The organism is Haladaptatus sp. HS23, assembly GCF_056892285.1.
In genome coordinates this window covers 411,244-429,255 of record NZ_JBXGLH010000002.1, presented here as the reverse complement: position 1 = coordinate 429,255, position 18,012 = coordinate 411,244, and the positions used below count along the sequence as shown (strand labels likewise).

General features: G+C 61.2%; 16 protein-coding genes and 1 tRNA gene. 9 read left to right on the top strand and 8 right to left on the bottom strand.

Features of this window, described 5'->3' with window-relative positions; genetic code table 11:
- Positions 1 to 14: 14 nt before the first annotated feature.
- The 3 genes from ftsZ to AC1XDK_RS08375 all read right to left on the bottom strand — a co-directional run bounded on the left by ftsZ (position 15) and on the right by AC1XDK_RS08375 (position 2,117).
- Positions 15 to 1,202, bottom strand: coding sequence for a cell division protein FtsZ (gene ftsZ, locus AC1XDK_RS08385; protein WP_483349377.1), 1,188 nt, complete (start codon positions 1,200 to 1,202; stop codon positions 15 to 17).
- Between the two features lie 3 nt (positions 1,203 to 1,205).
- The gene (locus AC1XDK_RS08380) at positions 1,206 to 1,385 is read right to left on the bottom strand and encodes a ribbon-helix-helix domain-containing protein (RefSeq protein WP_483349376.1); all 180 of its coding nucleotides are present in this window, start codon (positions 1,383 to 1,385) and stop codon (positions 1,206 to 1,208) included.
- Positions 1,386 to 1,565: 180 nt separating this feature from the next.
- A complete protein-coding gene (locus tag AC1XDK_RS08375) occupies positions 1,566 to 2,117 on the bottom strand; it encodes a double zinc ribbon domain-containing protein (protein ID WP_483349375.1) in 552 nt (183 codons plus the stop codon).
- A gap of 129 nt (positions 2,118 to 2,246) precedes the next feature.
- Between AC1XDK_RS08375 and AC1XDK_RS08370 the strand changes: the two genes are divergently transcribed.
- Positions 2,247 to 2,320 (top strand) — tRNA-Tyr (locus AC1XDK_RS08370).
- A 278-nt stretch (positions 2,321 to 2,598) separates the two neighbouring features.
- Here the strand turns inward: AC1XDK_RS08370 and AC1XDK_RS08365 are convergent.
- Positions 2,599 to 4,977, bottom strand: coding sequence for an amino acid permease (locus tag AC1XDK_RS08365; RefSeq protein WP_483349374.1), 2,379 nt, complete (start codon positions 4,975 to 4,977; stop codon positions 2,599 to 2,601).
- On the bottom strand, positions 4,974 to 5,273 hold the full coding sequence (locus tag AC1XDK_RS08360) for a hypothetical protein (RefSeq protein WP_483349373.1): 300 nt from the start codon (positions 5,271 to 5,273) through the stop codon (positions 4,974 to 4,976). The genes AC1XDK_RS08365 and AC1XDK_RS08360 overlap by 4 nt, the downstream gene beginning before the upstream one ends.
- A 160-nt stretch (positions 5,274 to 5,433) precedes the next feature.
- Here AC1XDK_RS08360 and AC1XDK_RS08355 point away from each other — a divergent pair, with 160 nt between their 5' ends.
- From AC1XDK_RS08355 to AC1XDK_RS08335, 5 genes are all read left to right on the top strand, one after another.
- Positions 5,434 to 6,615: a M24 family metallopeptidase gene (locus AC1XDK_RS08355; protein WP_483349372.1), complete on the top strand. Its 1,182-nt coding sequence runs from the start codon at positions 5,434 to 5,436 to the stop codon at positions 6,613 to 6,615.
- A gap of 179 nt (positions 6,616 to 6,794) precedes the next feature.
- Positions 6,795 to 7,481, top strand: coding sequence for a DUF7504 family protein (locus AC1XDK_RS08350; RefSeq protein ID WP_483349371.1), 687 nt, complete (start codon positions 6,795 to 6,797; stop codon positions 7,479 to 7,481).
- A 20-nt stretch (positions 7,482 to 7,501) separates the two neighbouring features.
- A complete protein-coding gene (locus AC1XDK_RS08345) occupies positions 7,502 to 9,583 on the top strand; it encodes a CHAT domain-containing protein (protein WP_483349370.1) in 2,082 nt (693 codons plus the stop codon).
- Positions 9,584 to 10,061: 478 nt separating this feature from the next.
- Positions 10,062 to 10,835, top strand: coding sequence for a nucleotide-binding protein (locus AC1XDK_RS08340; protein ID WP_483349369.1), 774 nt, complete (start codon positions 10,062 to 10,064; stop codon positions 10,833 to 10,835).
- Positions 10,832 to 11,377 (top strand): DUF8054 family protein, encoded by a 546-nt coding sequence (locus AC1XDK_RS08335; RefSeq protein ID WP_483349368.1) that lies wholly within the window; start codon positions 10,832 to 10,834, stop codon positions 11,375 to 11,377. The genes AC1XDK_RS08340 and AC1XDK_RS08335 overlap by 4 nt, the downstream gene beginning before the upstream one ends.
- 51 nt (positions 11,378 to 11,428) lie before the next feature.
- Here AC1XDK_RS08335 and AC1XDK_RS08330 read toward each other — a convergent pair whose 3' ends face one another.
- Complete coding sequence (locus AC1XDK_RS08330) at positions 11,429 to 12,181, bottom strand: creatininase family protein (RefSeq protein WP_483349367.1); 753 nt, start codon at positions 12,179 to 12,181, stop codon at positions 11,429 to 11,431.
- Positions 12,178 to 13,563 (bottom strand): M28 family peptidase, encoded by a 1,386-nt coding sequence (locus AC1XDK_RS08325; protein WP_483349366.1) that lies wholly within the window; start codon positions 13,561 to 13,563, stop codon positions 12,178 to 12,180. Before AC1XDK_RS08325 ends, AC1XDK_RS08330 begins: the two co-directional genes overlap by 4 nt.
- Before the next feature lie 463 nt (positions 13,564 to 14,026).
- Here AC1XDK_RS08325 and AC1XDK_RS08320 point away from each other — a divergent pair, with 463 nt between their 5' ends.
- Complete coding sequence (locus AC1XDK_RS08320) at positions 14,027 to 14,944, top strand: helix-turn-helix domain-containing protein (protein WP_483349364.1); 918 nt, start codon at positions 14,027 to 14,029, stop codon at positions 14,942 to 14,944.
- 67 nt (positions 14,945 to 15,011) lie between these two features.
- Positions 15,012 to 15,356 carry a DUF7344 domain-containing protein gene (locus tag AC1XDK_RS08315; RefSeq protein WP_483349363.1) on the top strand — a complete coding sequence of 115 codons (345 nt, stop codon included), beginning with the start codon at positions 15,012 to 15,014 and terminating at the stop codon, positions 15,354 to 15,356.
- A 128-nt stretch (positions 15,357 to 15,484) separates the two neighbouring features.
- Here AC1XDK_RS08315 and AC1XDK_RS08310 read toward each other — a convergent pair whose 3' ends face one another.
- Complete coding sequence (locus tag AC1XDK_RS08310) at positions 15,485 to 16,552, bottom strand: M42 family metallopeptidase (RefSeq protein WP_483349362.1); 1,068 nt, start codon at positions 16,550 to 16,552, stop codon at positions 15,485 to 15,487.
- A 236-nt stretch (positions 16,553 to 16,788) separates the two neighbouring features.
- Here AC1XDK_RS08310 and AC1XDK_RS08305 point away from each other — a divergent pair, with 236 nt between their 5' ends.
- Positions 16,789 to 17,949 carry a PKD domain-containing protein gene (locus AC1XDK_RS08305; RefSeq protein WP_483349360.1) on the top strand — a complete coding sequence of 387 codons (1,161 nt, stop codon included), beginning with the start codon at positions 16,789 to 16,791 and terminating at the stop codon, positions 17,947 to 17,949.
- Positions 17,950 to 18,012 lie beyond the last annotated feature (63 nt).

Here is an 18,012-nt window from a genome sequence, read left to right as displayed (position 1 = left end):
ACGAAAACGGTAGATTACCGGATGACGTCGAGGCCGTTGTTCTTTTCCAGTTCGTTCCGGCCGCCATCGCTCTGAGCACCGAACGTTCCGTTGCTCTGTTCGACCCTGTCGCTCGCGTCGTAGGACTGTGCGTCCACGTCGCGCATCTTCTCGCGGGAGCGGTCGGCCTGTTTCTGCGTCGTCGGGCCGAGCACCTGTGCGCTCTTCACGCCGGTCATGATGGCCATGACGCGCACTTTGTTCTTGTAGTTCTCCTGAATCCGTGCGCCCCAGATGACGTTGGCGTTCGCTTCGAGACGCTCGGTGATGTTAGCCGCGATTCCTTCCGCCTCTTTGAGCGTCAGGTCGGGACCGCCCGTGATGTGGACGAGACCGCCCGACGCGCCGCGATAGTCCACGTCGAGGAGCGGGTGGTTCATCGCGTCGCGAACCACTTCGTCGCTCTTGTTCTTGTCCTGTGTCTCGCCGACGAGCATCACCGCGACGCCACCCTGATTCATGATGGTGGACATGTCGGCGTAGTCGAGGTTGATGAGCGACGGCTGAGTGATCGTCTCCGAGATTCCCTTGACCGTCTCGGCGATGATCTGGTCCATGACCGAGAACGCCTTGCCGATGGGCAGGTTCGGGACGTAATCGAGCAGGCGGTTGTTGTCGAGGACGATGATGGAGTCGGCCTCGTTGCGAAGATTTTCGAGACCTTCCTCGGCCTTCACCGTGCGGGCACGTTCGACGTTGAACGGCGTGGAGACCATCCCGACGACGATTGCACCCTGATCTTTGGCGATTTTGGCGACGACCGGTGCCGCACCGGTACCGGTTCCGCCACCCATGCCAGCCGTCACGAACACGAGGTCAGCGTCGCCGAGTACCTCTTTGATCGTTCCCTGTGCCATCTCGGTGGCGCGCTCGCCCATCGAGGGGTCGCCGCCCGCACCCAGACCGGACGTGAGGGATTTGCCGACGAGGATTTTCGTGTCGGCTTCGATCATCTTCAAGTGCTGTTTGTCGGTGTTGATGGCGACGGTGTCGGCACCATCGACGCCGATGTTGTACAGTCGATTGATGGTGTTGTTCCCGGCACCACCACAACCGACGATGACGATCCGCGGGTCGCCGAACTCGTCGTCCGCGGTCGCCGCTTCCATTTCGCGCTGTTCGCTTTCCGCGTTCTCCAACGCTTCTTGAACGATATCCTGCATCGGTTATACCTTCGCCCACGTGCGTTTGTTCGTGGTTTCGGTACCGGTTTCGTCATGCTCGTTGAGCATGTCTCGCACCGCGGCCCGAATCGCTTCGCTCCGGTTCGGGAATTCGCCGGTTTCGACCATCTGTTCGACTTCTTCGATTTGTTGCTTTGGGATTCGTAGTGTCACGCGCTCCATAGTAGGTTCCCCTTATTTGGTAAGACGACACGCAGTTGTTGTTTCGTCCGTCTTACGCCGATATGGCGGCCAAGACACCCGGCTTCGGCCGTTTACTGATGGCGTAAGACAATCGTCTTACGTAGAAGTATCCACATAGTCACAGCATATATAATTAACGGCGGGCGTAAAACAATCGTTTTACGACGAGTCTAAAACGTCTGCCGATGGCGTTCGTCGGCCACAGCCGGGGCAGAACGCCCAGTCTGACCGAAGTTCGTCGCCGCAGTCACAGAACACCCGGTGGGTCGCTTTCTCGCCGCAGTTGGGACAGTAAACGTGTCCCGAGTCGACGTGCTCGCCGCACTGATGGCAGGTGTTTTTCGTCTCCTCCGTGTCGGCGGCCGTCCGACGCGTCCGCTCTTCGGGCTGAACCGCATCTTCGGTTCGGACTGACGATTCTTCCCGCGTACGCGTCGTTCCCGACCCGTCGAGGGTCACGTTTACGTTGATGTCTCGTCCGGTATCGCGCATTCGTGTCTCCTCCGTGGAGAGTCGCTGCTCGACGAGTTCGTCGACGCGGTCGGCCACGACGGCATCGAGGCTCCGCTCGTCCTCCGATTGCTGGGGAGATTCTTCGGGCGCGTCCAGATAGGCGCGAAGCGCTTTGCGCATCACCTCGCTCTTGGAGGCGTCGAGCGATTCGATTCCGTCCACGAGGTCGTCGTCCGCCCGAAATGTTATTTTACTCATGTTTGTCGTCCGAATCCGTCCGTTTCCCGATACACCGGTTCTAACATACTTGAACCTTTCCGTGTGGAGGGCACGTCAGGGAGAATAATAATTCTTAAGTCCGTGACCGGGATAGGTGAAAGTGCGTGCCCGCCCTTAGCTCAGATTGGTAGAGCAGTCGACTGTAGATCGACTTGTCCCCCGTTCAAATCGGGGAGGGCGGATTTGTTTTGCAAATCCAATCGAACCGAGTTGAGCCTGTGAGTCGCAGACCCGGAACGGCCGAAGGCCGTATGCTCGGAACGTCTCACAACGTTCAAATCGGGGAGCGGACTGCTTTTCGTGACGTAGTCGACTCGCAGTGATTACCTCGGGTAATCTGATTTCGCACACATGTGACTCTCGTGAGTCATATCATCGCGGACTATTATCGCTGTAATACGGTTGGTACCCACGGCACAGATTAACCGGATCGGATGTCTATAAACCCGATTTTCGACGTTTACTCCTTTCTCTTCCCGACCCACTTCCCGGCCCACCGTCGAATCGTGGAACGTGCGGGGGAGTGTTTCTTGACCATTACCGTGCGTCCTCCGAACCGTTCGCCGACGCGTTCCGGGATGTCGCCGAACACGACCCGACGGAGAATTCCCTCGCGGGCCGCGCCAACAACTATCGTGTCGATTCCTTCCTCGTCGGCGTACGTGAGTATCGACCGAGCGACGTCTCCGTCGGACACTATTACCGTCGAAACGTCGAAGCCCTCCCCGACGAGTTCGCGCTGGCGTTCGGTCATCACGTCCTCCGACCCGTTCCCGTCGGGTTCCAAGACGTGCAGCAGCGTCACGTCCGCGTCCCATGCGTCCGCAAATGCTGCTGCGATATCGGTCGCGAACGCCGAATGTGGCCCCTTCGCTACGGGAACCAGTATCTCCTCGGGTTCGTCGTCCGAGGCCACCTTTGCCACCACCACGTCGCACGGCGGGTTTTCGACGACGTAATCCAGAGTGGACCCGAGGACGTTCTCCCGCGTCCGTTTCCGCCTCCCGCGCCACCCGAGTAAGACGAGGTCCGCGTCCCGTTGGCGTGCGACGTTCGTAATACTCCGTCCGACGCTACGCCCGAGCGTCACGGTTCGGTGGACGGGAACGTCGTCGGGCGCGTACTGCATCGCGTCGGCCAACATCTCGCGCTGGTCGCCGATGAACCGCTGTCCGTCTTCGAGCGGCGTCTGGACGGGAACGGTCACGATGCTCGTCAGCACGACCTCCCCGTCGTTTCGCCGCGCGATGGCACACCCCAATTCGACGAGGGGTTTTGCGCTTTCGGGGTTCGCTATCGGAACCAGTACCCGGTTCGGGCGCTCCGTGGGGTAGCGCTCCTCCGAAACGACGCGGATTTCACGGGCGATTTCCGTCTCTCGAATCCGACCGCGAGAGTAGAGGAAGAAGACGCCGAATCCGGCGAGAATCCACCCTCCCGCGATGTACCACGCGAGGGGACTGTAGTTGAAGAAGTAGACGGCGAGAAAGAGTTTTGTGAGGATGCCGACGATGGGAACGACGGGGAAGTACGGCGAGACGTAGCCGTAATCGAGTTCGTCGCCGTATTCGCGTCGGAGCCGTATCATCGAGTAGTTCACCTGCAAGAAGAGGAGCAGGAACATCAGGTCAGTCGCCGCCGCGACCTGTGCGAGCGGCAGCGTGACGGCCATGACCGTGATGAGAGCGCCGGAGAGGAGGACGGAGACGTGCGGCGTATGGTGGTCGGGATGGATTCGGCTGAACATATCGGGAAACACGTGGTCGTTTCCCATCGCGTAGCCGACGCGGGAACTCGAAAACGTCGTCGCGTTGAGCGCCGCGAGCGCGGAGAGGATTCCGGTGAGGAGGACGACGAGCGTCCCGTAGGGAAGCAACTGTCCGGCGGCCTGTGCGAGTCCGAACTCGCCGAGGTGACCGAGCACCTGCCACAGCGCGGGATTCGGTGGGAGAGTCTGCACCGTACTCCCGCCGATGCTATTCGTCTGTCGCGCCGTTTCGATGAGTTCCGGCGTAATCCGTACCGCGCCGAGCAGCACTGCCCCGACGAGGATGTAGATGGTTACGACCACCAGCATCGAGTAGAAGACCGCTTTCGGGATGTTTTCGCGTGGGTTGACGACCTCACGTCCCGACTGGACGATGATTTCGTAGCCCTCGAAGGCGATGAACGTCAGCCCCATTGCCAGAAAGACGCCGCCAACGCCGTTCGGGAAGAACGGTTCGTAGTTCACGGTCGGGTTGGGTTGTCCGACAAGCGCCGCGATTCCCGAGGCGATGAAGACGAACAGCACGGCCAACTGGAGTACCGTGACGACGTTCTCCGCCCGACTGGTCTCCTTGGCACCGCGATAGTTGACGTACGTGAAGACGGCGGCCGCGAAGGCCGCGAACAGTTTCTGCAGGTCGAGCGGCGAGAGACCGAACGTCGCAACGCCGAAGTATTCCGTGATGATGAGCGTCAGGAACGACCCGAAGCTGAGGATGTACAACGACCCCGCGACGGCGTGGGCGAACCAACTCATCCACCCCGAGATGAACGCCTGTGAGCGCCCCAACGCGGTTCGAACCCAGAGATAACCCCCGCCGGGTTCCGGGAAGGCGCTTCCGAGTTCGGCGTACACCATTCCGGTGAAGATGGTGATGAAGCCGTTGAGCGCGAACGCCAGTACGAGCGCCGGACCGGACTCCCCCGCGGCCAACCCCGTCAGCACGAAGATGCTCCCGCCGACCATCGCGCCGATGCCGATGACGACGATATCGAACAGCGAGAGTTCGCGGGCGAAGTCCGCCCCCTCGACTTCCTCCGTCTCGCCGAACGGCGAACTGCCGTCGCTCATTCCGTGTCTCCTCCTCGCTTTCCTTCGTCGGTAGCGTCGGGGTCCTCCTCTGACCGCCGTTCCGCGAACGGCCCCTTCCTGTACTCGCCCGCGGCGACGGACTCGGTAACGTAGCGGCCGTGAACGACGACCAATACGAGCGCCAGCCACGCGACAACCGTGAGCGCGAGTCCCGCCAGTACCGTGGTCTGGAGTCGGAGAAACACCGTCGTCGTGTCGGTCGCTCCAGCGATTGTCGGCACCGTCTGTCTCGGTATCGCCGACCCGGCTTGGACCGCGAGGTCGGACGGAATCATTCGACACATCCACACCATCCGACCAGTAAAGCATACCCCCCGAAACGCGATTAGGCGGGCGGTACCGGGATGGAAACGAGGCGTTTCGACTCTTCGTTCGAATTTGGGACGGCTTTCCGGCAGGTCAACGCTTTTACTCCGTACTTGTGAACCACATAGCATGTCGACACGGCTTCCCGATTCCGAGTTCGAAACGCGTCTCGACGCCGTCCGCGAGGATATTCGCGACCGCGGCGCGGACGCCGGCGTCTGGTTCGGCGCGACGAGCATCGAATATCTCACCGGTTTCGACCACATCCAGACCGAGCGACCCGTCGTCCTCGCCGTCACGGACGACCGAATCGAAATCACCGTGCCGCGCCTCGAAGTCGAGCGCGTGCAGTCGAATCCCCGAATCGACGCGGTTCACCACTACTTCGACTACCCCGGCGGTAAGCCGATTGCGGTGGCCGTCGAGATGCTCTCGGAACTCGGCGTCGATTCCGTCGTGGCGGACGCCGACGGCGCACCCGGCGTGATGGGCTACACCGGGCCCGCGCTCTCGGAGTTCGTCGACGTCGAAACGCAGGACTGGGTGACCCGGATGCGATGGGCGAAGTCCGACGCCGAAATCGACCTCATCCGCGAATCCGCGCGGTGGGGCAACCTCGCCCACCGATACCTCGCCGACTACACCGAACCCGGTGTCCATCCGGCCACTGCCAGCCAACGGGCGTCGACGGACGCTTCCCGCGCCATGCTCGACACGCTCGGGGACCAGTACGTACCACGTACACGCGGGAGCGGCCCGGCCTTCGCGGGCTACATCACCGGCCCGCAGACCGCGCTTCCCCACGGCCATACCGCAAACCGTCGAATCGAAGAGGGCGACGTCCTCATCACGGGTGCCGCCGCGAACGTCGACGGCTATCACTCCGAACTGGAGCGGACGATGTTCGTCGGCGACCCGACGGACGAACAGGAACACTACTTCGAGTTGATGCTCGAATCCCAGACCATCGCCATCGACGCGCTCGGTCCGGGGGTCTCGCTGTCATACGTCGACGAACTCGTGTCCGACTATTACGAGGAACAGGGTGTTTCCGACCTCGCGCGCCACCACGTCGGCCACAACATCGGCATGGGCGGCCACGAACCGCCGTACATCGACCACGGCTGGTCGGACCACGTCGAGGAGGGCGACGCCGAGATGGAACCCGGCCACGTCTACACCATCGAACCCGGTCTCTACACCGACACGTACGGCTATCGCCACTCGGACACCGTCGCCATCACCGAAAACGGCACCGAGACGCTGACTTACTTCCCCCGCGACTTGGAGTCCAACATCATCCGCGGATAAAATATAATTTTTGATACGTCTTTGGATTCGGTCTCGGAACGACCACTAGAAAGCAGCCCTCAAAAGCCCCCGCGAGCGACTTATACGGTTCGCCGAAAATGAACCGAAAAGTACCTGTTTGTCGTCAGAACGGAAAGTCTCCAGAAACTTTATTCCAGCCACTGTCGTTCGCCTTCCCAATGACTTCTCGCCTCAGGTTTCGAAGTGAGTCGGGCGAGGACTCCGCCGTCCGTGACGTGACGTTCGTGGAGTGGCTTTCCGGTCTGAAGACCAGCGGTAGCAACCTCCTCGTAACGGGCGAGGTTCCAGAAATGACCAGTGCCGAGTTCAGTCGGACGCTTTTCGGACAGGGAGAGAGGACACGCGTCCTCGGACTCGTGGACCCGTCGACACCCGCGGCGGAATCGTATCTCCCGGACTCCACCAAAAATCCACAGACACGAGTGGTCGACCGACGACCTGAGGACCGCGGACTGACGTCGAGTCAGTCGAGTATCGAACAACTGACCATCGACCGCCAGACGTTTCGCTCGGAGGTAGTCTCCGCTATCAGTTCACACGAGGAGCTAAACGACGGGTTTGCGCCCGCCGAACTGCGTCTCGGACTCGATTCGATAGAGATGTTGGAGATAAACGACGACCTCGTTTCGGTGGGACAGTTCCTGCGCGGACTCACCGCCATCGTTCGCGGCGTCCGTGGAATGGCACATTATCACCTTCGCGTCCCGGACGACGACCCGATGGTCGCGGAACTATCGCCGTTGTTCGATGCCCGTATCGAACTGAGAAAGCGGCCGGGACGGGCCGAACAACGCTGGCACGTGCCGAACATCGATGAGACGACACACTGGGTAGAATTATCATAAGCGACGAGATTACAGATACCATGGAGTTTCGGCGACACGCGGAGCGTGACGGACTCGACGTTTACGACGCCATAGAGAACGTCAGGTTCGCGTTGTTCACCGGCGAGGCCGTTCATCCGACGCCGGTCGGTACGTCGCAGTTCTATTTTCCGGTCGATGCCGCCGTCGAAATCGAGACGCCGACGCTCGAAATCCCGAAAGCCGTGCCCGTAACGGTTCGTCGACGGAACGGGAGGATGTTGGTCGAAACCTCGGACGAACGCGACCGGACCCTCGATTCGGACGCCTATCTCGTCGAACTCAGCACGACGCCGATGAAGCTCTACTTTCTCGTCGACGGCCGTCTGACCCTCGAACACCGGGACGACACCGTTCGATTTTCGTTCGACGGGGAGACGACTGTTCACGTCGGAGCGCGGTCCTTTCACGACCGACCGGCGGGGACGATAACCGTCACGGACGACGTGCGGGACGCCATGCGTGCCGTCTCACGGTTCGGGTCGGCGCTGAAGACGCTCTCCCCGGAGCGGTCGTTTCCCACGCTCCGCGGCCATCCGCCACTGGTCGAACGCGGCGACGAGTTCGCCGCCCCGAACGGTCTCGACCCACCCGAAACCGACGTGGAAATACTGGTTCCACCCGACCGAGAGTACGTGTATCCGGTCGTTTCGCTCGCGTACTATCTCGGGGCATCGGTCGTTCCGGGGAACGACCCGCGTCTCGTTGCCGGGTCGGTAGAGCGGTCGCTCACGGGTTCCGGTGGCTACGTCGAAACGGTCAATCGAACCCTCAGACAGGTGTTCTTCCTCGACTGCCTCGTCAGAACGGAGGGGTACTACAAAGTCGAACTCCACGAACGCGAGACGGTGGAACCCCTCGTCGAACTCGACTTCGCGGACCTCTACGAGACGCCGCTCGCAGAGCGCCTCGCGGCGTACCTCTCGGTTCCGTTTCGGACGCTCGAACCGCACATCCCGAACTGGCGATTGGGCGTCGACCTCACGCCGACGGTCGAAAACGTCGAGTACGCCCCGTTTCTCGCGAAGGACCTCGCACTCGTTCGCATTCCCGATACGCCGACGCCGAAGGCGGTCAAACCGATGTCGGACGCACAGACCGAGTTCTTTCGCTCGCCGTCGTCGGAGGTGTTGGCCCGCGGTGTGAGCGGATGGGATGACCTGGACGAACAGGACATGTTTCAGGTGGACCCGATGTCGAACGTCATCGAGCAGGCGTGGGCGGGACCGGGATATCCGCTCACGGTCAACAAACTGGACGTGAGCGCGCTTCGTCAGCGTATCGACCGTCGTCCGTCCGGCGACACCATCGACATCCACGTGGTCTGCAACGACGAACGAATGGAGGAGGAAAACGCCGTTCGGAAACTGTACGGACTGCGTGACCTCCTCGACTTCGACGTAACGGCACACTACGATCTGTCGCGTGAGGAACTCGCCGACCTGTTAGCGAGACCGGCGGATTTCGTCCACTACATCGGCCACGTCGACGATTCGGGTATCCTGTGTGCGGACGGGTCGCTCGACGCGAAGTCGATTTCGGAGGTCGATGTCTCCGCGTTCCTCCTGAACGCGTGTCAATCCTACGAACAAGGGCGCGAACTCATCGCCAAAGGAAGTCGTGGGGGCGTCGTGACGCTCTCGCCGGTCGGAAATCCGATGGCGGCGGAACTCGGACGGACGTTGGCACGGCTTCTGAACTGTGGTTTCCCGCTTCGGGCCGCGCTGTCCATCGCACAGCGACATTCGATGCACGGCTATCAGTACACTATTTTGGGCGATGGCGGGTTGTCGCTGGTCCAAAGCGAGCGAGGTATTCCCCGGCATATCAGCATCGAACGAATCGACGGCGACCGGTTCGACGTCGAAGTGAACGCGTATCCGACGGACCTGTTCGGTTTCGGTTCGCACGTTAACCTCAACCACGTATGGTCACCGCTGCGATATCTCGCCTCTGCACCCCTGACGAGGCTGGTGCTGTCTACCGAACAGTTGCGTGCGGTCTGCTCGACGCGGCAACTACCGATAGAAATCGATGGGGAACTACACTGGAGCGACGAATCGAACCTGTTCACGTCGGACTAGTTACGGTCCACCGTTCGCCCCGCCACCGGGAGTACCGCGAAGAACTTCATCCGCGCGGGAGCGGTGAACACCTGCGCGAGCGGCGAAGTAGTGCTATTCGGCTTGGAGGGGATGGTATGCACGCACATGTTTGTCTCATGTCGATATCGGAATGAGGTTGAAAACCAGTACAATTAAAACCTGCGTTGACAAACAGAAAATTTTTTAGATAACATGTGTTGTAATTTCGACTGGATGCGTGAGACACGAACGAATCGCCGACTGCCTGGACACGCATCCGACCACTGTCGGCCCGTCGGACCACTTCACCACGCCTGCCCGGTTTCACTCTCGTCTGGTCTCCTCTGACGGTTTCGGACGTCGGTTTTCCCCGAATCGACGTGGCCCCTCGTTTTTACCAGCAGCACAACGGCGTTCCTCCTTTCTCCGGCGACGAAGTGCATGTATTTTTAACTGATGACGACCGGAGTCTAGGACGATGGTCGAGGCGTTTGCGGTCGCGAGCGGGAAAGGTGGCACCGGCAAGACCACGAGCACGCTCTCCCTTGGAATGGCGCTGGCCGAGGAGTACGACGTGACCGTCGTCGATGCCGATACTGGCATGGCGAACCTTCTCTTTCACACGGGACTGACCGACGTGGAGACGACGCTCCACGACTTGCTCATCGGCGACCGTGAGGCGTCGGTCGAGGAGGCCGTCTACGAACGATTCGGGATGCGCGTCGTTCCCTGCGGAACCAGCCTCGCGGCGTTCGAACGCGCCGATCCCGACAGATTACAGGACGTCGTCGCGACGCTGGCGGCGGATACGGACATCCTTCTGCTCGATTCACCTGCTACCCTCGGCAGCAAGAGCGCAGTTCTTCCCATCGTCCTCGCCGACAGAATCGTCGTCGTCCTCCAACCGACGATTCCGTCGCTCAGCGACGGCCTGAAAGTCCAGGAGTATGCTCGTTCCTACGGGACGGGAACCGCGGGCGTGCTGTTCAACAAAGTCCGCGACGACGAGGACGTCCGCCCGATAGCGGACAGGTGCGAGCGCTACTTCGACGGGCCGACGCTCGCTGCGGTTCCCGACGACGACGCGGCGCGGGCGGCGCGGCGAGCGGGGGAACCGCTCCTCGCACACGCGCCCGAAAGCGCGGCAGCGCGCGCCTACCACGACGCCGCGGCGGCCCTCGACGTTCGGACCGGCGGGTCGGAACGCGTTGCAGAACGCTTTCGGAGCGCCGTCATTCCAGACACACCATGACCACACCCCACGGCGAACTCGTTCGCTCCCGCGTCGTCAGCGACCCCGCGACGGCGCTGGCGACCGCATTAGAGCGTGGTCTCACCGGCCGAGCAGTGTTCAGACCGCAGGATTCGCTCCTCCTCGACGGGGACGGATACGGCGTGTTGACCCTCGAAGACGGCGTTCCCGTGGCGGCCCACCACACCGGAACCGGTCGCGGCGGTCCCGAAGCGGTGGCGGACCTCGCCACCCCCGGACCGTACAGCGTCGAACTGTATCGGTACTCCCCGGACGAACACGAAACGGCTCACGAACAGGACGAGCGAGCGATTCCGCCCGGAATGCCGGCCGAACGACTAGCCGGCGACCCGCAGTTGGCCGCGAAAACGCGGGACCGCGTGCCGGACCGACCGACTACCGAACCGGACACGTCCCCGACCAGCGCCGTGGAAGCGTTCCTCGAAGACGAGGAGAAGATTGCGGCCATTCGGGAGCGGGCGAGAGCGGAGGCCGAACGGCGGGCCGAGGAGTGGGGGTTGGACGACCAACTGAACCAATAATCGCGTCGAGTCGGTCGTCGTGGACGGTCCACGACCCACTCGAACGAACCGTTACTCCTGTTCGATGTCCGATTTCAGTGTCGAAAGGATGGTTTCGGTCGTCTCGGCGACGACTTCTTCGAGGAACTCGGGGTCTGACTGCGTGGGGTCGCCGCGTCCACCCTGTTCGGTGATGTCGTCGAAGTAGGTGTACTTGCGCGCCTCGAACCGCGCCTTTCGGACCTGCGGTTCCTTCTTCTCGGTCTTCACGAGGTCGGGATAGAACAGTTCGATGACGCTCGTCTCGTGGTCTCCCGCGTGGCCCCACTCCTCGCCGAACCGCTCTCGCAACCGGTCGCGTGCGAAATCCGTCCAGTGGACGAGCGACGTTTTGACGCCGTGGTCGCGCTGAATCCGGTCCGCGGCGAGCGTGAGCGGCGCGTTGTTCCCTCCGTGGCAGTTGACGACGGCGAGTCGCTCGGCACCGTGTTCCGCGATGGATTCGCCGATTTCCACGATGACGCGTTGGTAGGTGTCGCTCGACAGCGTGACGGTTCCGGCGTAGTTCATGTGATGTTCGGAGTAGCCGTAGGGGAGGGTCGGCAGTCGAACCATCGACAGGTCGTGGTCCGGTGCCGCCTCGACGAGTTCCCGCGAGAGGGATTCGGCACGGAGCGTATCCACCGTCACCGGGAGGTGGAGGGAGTGTTGTTCGACGCTGCCGGTCGGAAGGACGACGAAATCGGCGTCGGGAATCTCCTCCTCGGCGTCCTCCCACGTCATACCCCCGAGGTCGTACGGTTCGTAGTCGAGTCGGACCGTCATCGGTCCGCCTCCGGGGCCGGTTCCGCGTCCGCCGTTTCACCGTCGAACGGCCACGTTCCGGAGTTTCGCATTCCCGTCTCGAACCCCTGTTCGACCGTCGCATCGCGGACTTCCGCGACGGATTTGTGCGGGATTTCCCGGTCCGCCTCCGCGAGTTTGCACACGCCGGCGGTGAACACGACGGCGAGGTCACGGAGGTCACGGACGTCGAGTTTGTCCAACGTGTCGCCGTGCGTGTGGCCCCATCCGCGCCCGCTTTCGCCCGCGATGGACCGCCCCTGCATGCCCGCGACGCCCTTCTGGACGAACGGCCAGTGGTCGCTGTGCGGGCGGATTCCGTCGTGTATCTCGACCGGCACGTCGAGTTCGCTTCGGACTTCCGCGAACGCTTCGCCCATCGGGTCGAACCCGTGCGTATACACGTCGGCGGTGCGTGAGTAGCCCGCTCCGTCCATGTTGAAGATGCACTTGACGGCGTCCATGTCGTGTGTTTCCGCCCAGTGGTACGCGCCGAACAGGCCGACCTCCTCGGCACCGAAGACGAGACAGCGAACCCGGATTTCGAGGGCGTCTTCCACCTCGACCAGTAGCCGACCTATTTCGGCGACGAGTACCGTGCCGACGCCGTTGTCGTTCGCGCCTTCACCGACGTCGTGAGCGTCGACGTGCGCGGTGACGAGTACCTCTTCGTCCGTGTCGGGGCCGACGACGGCTTCGATGTTGCGGGAGTTCGTCGGTTCGTTTCGGCAGTCGACGGTGAGTCGGGCCGTCGTCTCGCCGCTACCGCAGTACCTGACGAGACGGTCGCCGACCTCCTTCGAGACGCCGACGGCGGGAATATCGCCGGGACCGTCCTTCTTCCCGATGCTTCCGGTCGGCGGGAGATTTCCGTCCAAGTGATTGCGGAAGAGGAACCCGACCGCGCCGCCGCGGGCCGCCGCCCCGTACTTCTCCGCGCGGTGAATCCAGCGCCCGTAGTCGTCCGGGGTCATGCTCGACGCCATGACGAGTTTCCCCTCGATGTCCGCTTCTTCGAAATCTTGGAGGCGGCCGTAGCCGACGTCGACCAGTTCGGCCTCCACGTCGCCGCTCGGAGTTCCGGGAAGGGCCACGGTCTCGTGCTGAGCGTCGAACTCGTGCGTGCGGTCGTGTTCCACGGTCAGTCCGCTCGAATCGCGCCACCAACCGGGGATGCCGAACTCCGTGACGGTCGCATCACGGAGGCCGTTCGCTTCGAACGCTTCCTTCACCAGTTCGGCACCTTCGGCTTCCCCGTCCTGTCCGGCCATCCGATTGTCGAGGTCGACGAGGTCACAGAGGAGGTCCCAGTGTCGTGAACTCGTGTACGCATCGCCGACGATTGTCGTGGGTAGTGTTGTCATTTTACGTGGTAGGGTTCACGATTGGTGTCCCGTTTGATGTACGTTTGGTTCGGAGAAATCCGTGCGCCTGTCGGACCGATTTTAGGGCCCCTGCGAACACCTCCCATGGACGAAATCACGGACTGTGTTGACGCCGTGGAATGGGTGCGCGGGCGGCTTCGACCCGTATGCCGAGACTGCCGAGACGGAACGCGACGATTCCGTCGCGGCGTAGACATCAGATATCTGACCGGTATCTTCCACTCTTCCAACGTACCCGGTCGCGTAAACCGTTCGTCGTTTTACTGATATCCATTGCTCATATCGTAATACATAGTAATTTGCAATAGCTACTAATTGCTACCGTGTTCACACTCCTGAATCCATCTATAATAGATAAAATATCATTTGATTTGGAACACCTCCTTGACTATTTACTTGTCGTTTAGATTTTAATTAACGGAAGGTCAGATATCGAAATCTCATGGAAGGACCAACTCGTGGCGAACTTCTGGAACTGTTCTCTTGCACCGACGGCCCTCGTACTCCGTTGACGACGAGCGAGATAGCATCAAAACTGGACTGTGACGACGAAACCGCTCTGGCGCAACTACGAGCGCTGGCGGATGGTGGGCGGTTGCAAACGAGAGTTATCGGTGACGAGTACCGACTCTGGTGGACGACGAGCGCGGGGTCGAACGCGACGGCCGAAAGCGGATTCAGCAGCGAGAAACCGCGCATCGATATGGAGTTTCGCTCCGCGGAACTCACAGAACCCTTTCACGGTATTCCGGACGACCCCGTCACGGCCGAACTCGATTCCGTAGTCCCCCTTCCCGATGGGAGTCACATTCAGTACTGGTCTATAACGGGGACAAGCGCGGAAGAGTTGCTGGAGACGGTGATGAACTCTCCGACTATCTTCAACACCCAGTTGATGAGTACGGTCGATGGCACGCACAGAATCGAGGCCTACAGCACCTCCCAGTCGCTCTTCTCGAAGTTTGGCGAGTTAGAGGGGAACGCGAAATCCGCCACTTACGACGGACGAGAACTTCGAATCGTCGCCGAGTTTCCACCCGCTGTCGATGCGCTCGAAATCGAGGAGGCCGTTCGGAATATCTGTCCGGACTTGAAACTCGTCTCGACACGCCAGGTCATCACTGCCAGTACCGACCATCATGTCATCGAGGAACACCTGACGGCACGTCAGTTGACCGCCCTGCAGATGGCCTACTTCGGCGGCTACTTCGAGCAACCACGCACGTGTTCCGGCGTGGAACTGGCGGACGGAATGGGGATTTCGAAGCAGGCGTTTCACGAACACCTCCGTAAGGCCTACAAGACGGTGTTCGAACAGCTCTTCACGAATGTCGACGAGACAGAACTGCTTGACTGGTAAGGCTTCATCTTCTTTGATGGCGAACGTAACGGTACTCGTGGCTCATTTGAGCCAGTGAGTCGTGGACATGATAGACGAAGCCATCTGCTCGGAACTTACAGTGGATACGGTGTGTGACGTGTTGTCGAACGAGTATCGTCGGACCGTTTTGTACCATCTCGAAGCGTCTTCGAACGGTGAATCTACGATCGATTCCCTCGCCGAGCGGGTTGTCGCGGTGGACACGGAATACGAGAATCGGGACCGTGCAGTGACACGGTTGTACCATACGACGCTTCCGATGCTGGAAGACGTCGGACTCGTCGAGTACGACGTTCGAAGTGATTCCGTCCGGTATCGGAGTGACCCGTTGTTCGAACTGTTTCTCTCCCTCTCGGCGGAGATAGAGGACCCGACGGTATCAGGTCAGTGACGGATCGACGGCGTTTCCGCTGATTTTCTTCCACTTCGGCCTCGCGGGCCGTGGCGTGGGGGCCATGGCTATCGCCTCATCCAAGTTGTACCGTCCGGGCGTACCGCGGTCTCGTGACGACTGCGGGCCTATCGCGGCCGACGGATTTCGTCCCGATTCGGAAACTCGCATCGCAGTGCGGACAACAGCACGTCGGCCGTTTCGTTCGCGTCCCGCATCGAGAGGGTCTCGACCGGGGAGTGCGTGTACCGACACGGAACCGCGATGGCACCCGCGTGGCGGCCACCGCGGACCTGTTGGAGTTCGGTCGCGTCGGTCGACCCGGTCAACATCACGTCGTGTTGCAGGTCCACGTCCACCGCGTCCGCCGCATCGCCGAGCCACGTCCGCGTTTGACGGTCCACGATGACGCCGCCGAAGAAGTATTCGGAGGTCCCGTCTCCGAACTCGACCACCGGACCGCCGTCCACCGTCGCGCTCACGCCGTCGTCCCGTCCGGCGGGGTAGTCGTCCACGGGGAAGATTTCGAGCGCGATACCGACGTCCGGGTCCAACGAATAGCCCGCCGTCCGCGCACCGCGGAGGCCGACTTCCTCCTGGACCGTTGCGACGTAGTGGACCGTCGCGTCCACGTCCTCCTCGCGGGCGAGTGCGAGAAGGATGGCTAACGCGATGCGGTCGTCCAATGCCCGTCCGGTGATACGGTCGTTTCCGAGTCGGGAGACACCGTAGTCCCATATCGCGTAATCGCCCGGTTCGACGTTCATATCGGCCGCCTCTTCGGGTGACGTCGCACCGATATCGATACGGAGGGATTCCGGCAGGGCATCCTTTTCGTCGTCGCTCATGAAGTGACGACAGCGCGGGCCGATGACGCCGAGAACGCCGTCCGGGCCGACGCGAACGCGCTGTCCCGACAGGTTCCCCTTGTAGTGCCCGCCGAGCATGTGGAAGGTGAGAAAGCCGTCGTCGTCCACGTCCTCGACGAGGAATCCGAGTTCGTCGGTGTGGGCAGCGAGCATGATTTCGAAGTCGCTGCCCTCGCTCGTGGCGACGACGTTCCCCATCGCGTCGAACGAAACGCCGTCCACGTGCGGTTCTATCAGGTCGGCGAATCGGTCCGCGACGGCGTATTCGTTCCCGGGCGCACCCGGCGCTTCCACCAGCGTTTCGAGGTCCTCGAACGAAACGTGCATGCGAAAACGGGGTGTGAACGGGGGATAACCGTTCGGGTCGCTGCAAACCGGTCGATTCGACCGCGCGGACTTCCCAATCCTTCCCAAACGGTGTCATTCCCCGGGGCGCACTGATATATATTGGAAATTAGCATATATTCCCAGATATAATTGGATAATTATTCGTATCACCCACATATTTTTGAAAACGGACCAAAAATCAATAAACCCCCGCTACGACCCTCGACTGGGAAGTAATGACTGCAACACGACGAACGTTTCTGACGGCGGCCGGCTGTGCGGGATTGCTCGGACTCGGCGTAACGGCGACGAGTGGCGAAAGCGAAACGACCGTATCGCGCGATTCGTTCACGATTCGGAGCGGAACCGACCAGGAGACGATGGTGTTCGTCACCTCCGCCGAGGAGTCCGGGCCGACCGTGATGGTCGTCGGTGGAATGCACGGTAACGAAAACGGCGGCTACGAGGCCGCCGGAGACGTCGCCGAGTGGGACATCGAGCGCGGAACGCTGGTGACGATTCCGAAGGCCAACGCGGCGGCCGTCGAGGAGGACTCACGCATCGCCTCGGGCGGCGTCGATCTGAATCGCCAGTTCCCAACCGGCGAGGAACCCGAGACGGAACTCGCGCGCGCCATCTGGGACGTCGTGGAGCGGTACGAACCGGCGGCGGTCATCGACCTCCACGAATCGGTCGGCATCTACGACGGGGACATGGTCGGCGGCGTCGGACAGACCATCTTCTCCTCGTGGGACGAGACGGCCACCGACGACGCCAAAGCGGCCGTTTCCTACGTCAACGAGAACTACGTCTCCCGGGACGGCTACGAGTTCGGGGTCGACCCGTTTTCTTCCACCTCGAACGAACCGTCGGGACTTCTCACGCACAAGGTGGCACGCGACACCGACGCCGTCGCATTCCTCGTGGAGGCCACGTCCAAAGAGACGGACCTCGAAAAGCGGGTTCAGTGGCACACGAAAATCGTCCAGCAACTCGTCGAAGAAGAGGTGCTCACCTCGCCCGACAACGGTGGAAGCGGCGGAGACGACGGAAATGATGGCGAGGACGGAAACGACGGCGGAAACGATAACGGCGACGACGGAGGCGAGGAGAAAAACGAGCCACCGGTCGCACGCATTCAAACGAGCCCGGAGAACACGACCGACGGTTCGCTCGAACGGGGCGACACGGTTACTCTAGACGCATCCGCCTCGAAGGACGGCGACGGTGACATCGCGGAATACATGTGGGACATCGACGGAGACGGCTCGTTCGAAAAGAGCGGCGAATCGGTCGAACTGTCGCTCTCCGACTGTGGCAAGTACCGAGTCATGCTCCAAGTTACCGACGACAAAGGGGAAACGGCCACGGACGAAGTCGTCCTGTCCACGGCCTGATAACCGGCCACGCCGGAATAATTAATATTATTCTATATATTGTATTAACTATTTTAGAATTTA

What these genes read in the sequence shown, in the direction of transcription:
- ftsZ (WP_483349377.1), bottom strand. Translation starts at nt 1,202, where the DNA reads ATGCAGGATATCGTTCAAGAAGCGTTGGAGAACGCGGAAAGCGAACAG.
- AC1XDK_RS08380 (WP_483349376.1), bottom strand. Translation starts at nt 1,385, where the DNA reads ATGGAGCGCGTGACACTACGAATCCCAAAGCAACAAATCGAAGAAGTC.
- AC1XDK_RS08375 (WP_483349375.1), bottom strand. Translation starts at nt 2,117, where the DNA reads ATGAGTAAAATAACATTTCGGGCGGACGACGACCTCGTGGACGGAATC.
- AC1XDK_RS08365 (WP_483349374.1), bottom strand. Translation starts at nt 4,977, where the DNA reads ATGAGCGACGGCAGTTCGCCGTTCGGCGAGACGGAGGAAGTCGAGGGG.
- AC1XDK_RS08360 (WP_483349373.1), bottom strand. Translation starts at nt 5,273, where the DNA reads ATGATTCCGTCCGACCTCGCGGTCCAAGCCGGGTCGGCGATACCGAGA.
- AC1XDK_RS08355 (WP_483349372.1), top strand. Translation starts at nt 5,434, where the DNA reads ATGTCGACACGGCTTCCCGATTCCGAGTTCGAAACGCGTCTCGACGCC.
- AC1XDK_RS08350 (WP_483349371.1), top strand. Translation starts at nt 6,795, where the DNA reads ATGACTTCTCGCCTCAGGTTTCGAAGTGAGTCGGGCGAGGACTCCGCC.
- AC1XDK_RS08345 (WP_483349370.1), top strand. Translation starts at nt 7,502, where the DNA reads ATGGAGTTTCGGCGACACGCGGAGCGTGACGGACTCGACGTTTACGAC.
- AC1XDK_RS08340 (WP_483349369.1), top strand. Translation starts at nt 10,062, where the DNA reads ATGGTCGAGGCGTTTGCGGTCGCGAGCGGGAAAGGTGGCACCGGCAAG.
- AC1XDK_RS08335 (WP_483349368.1), top strand. Translation starts at nt 10,832, where the DNA reads ATGACCACACCCCACGGCGAACTCGTTCGCTCCCGCGTCGTCAGCGAC.
- AC1XDK_RS08330 (WP_483349367.1), bottom strand. Translation starts at nt 12,181, where the DNA reads ATGACGGTCCGACTCGACTACGAACCGTACGACCTCGGGGGTATGACG.
- AC1XDK_RS08325 (WP_483349366.1), bottom strand. Translation starts at nt 13,563, where the DNA reads ATGACAACACTACCCACGACAATCGTCGGCGATGCGTACACGAGTTCA.
- AC1XDK_RS08320 (WP_483349364.1), top strand. Translation starts at nt 14,027, where the DNA reads ATGGAAGGACCAACTCGTGGCGAACTTCTGGAACTGTTCTCTTGCACC.
- AC1XDK_RS08315 (WP_483349363.1), top strand. Translation starts at nt 15,012, where the DNA reads ATGATAGACGAAGCCATCTGCTCGGAACTTACAGTGGATACGGTGTGT.
- AC1XDK_RS08310 (WP_483349362.1), bottom strand. Translation starts at nt 16,552, where the DNA reads ATGCACGTTTCGTTCGAGGACCTCGAAACGCTGGTGGAAGCGCCGGGT.
- AC1XDK_RS08305 (WP_483349360.1), top strand. Translation starts at nt 16,789, where the DNA reads ATGACTGCAACACGACGAACGTTTCTGACGGCGGCCGGCTGTGCGGGA.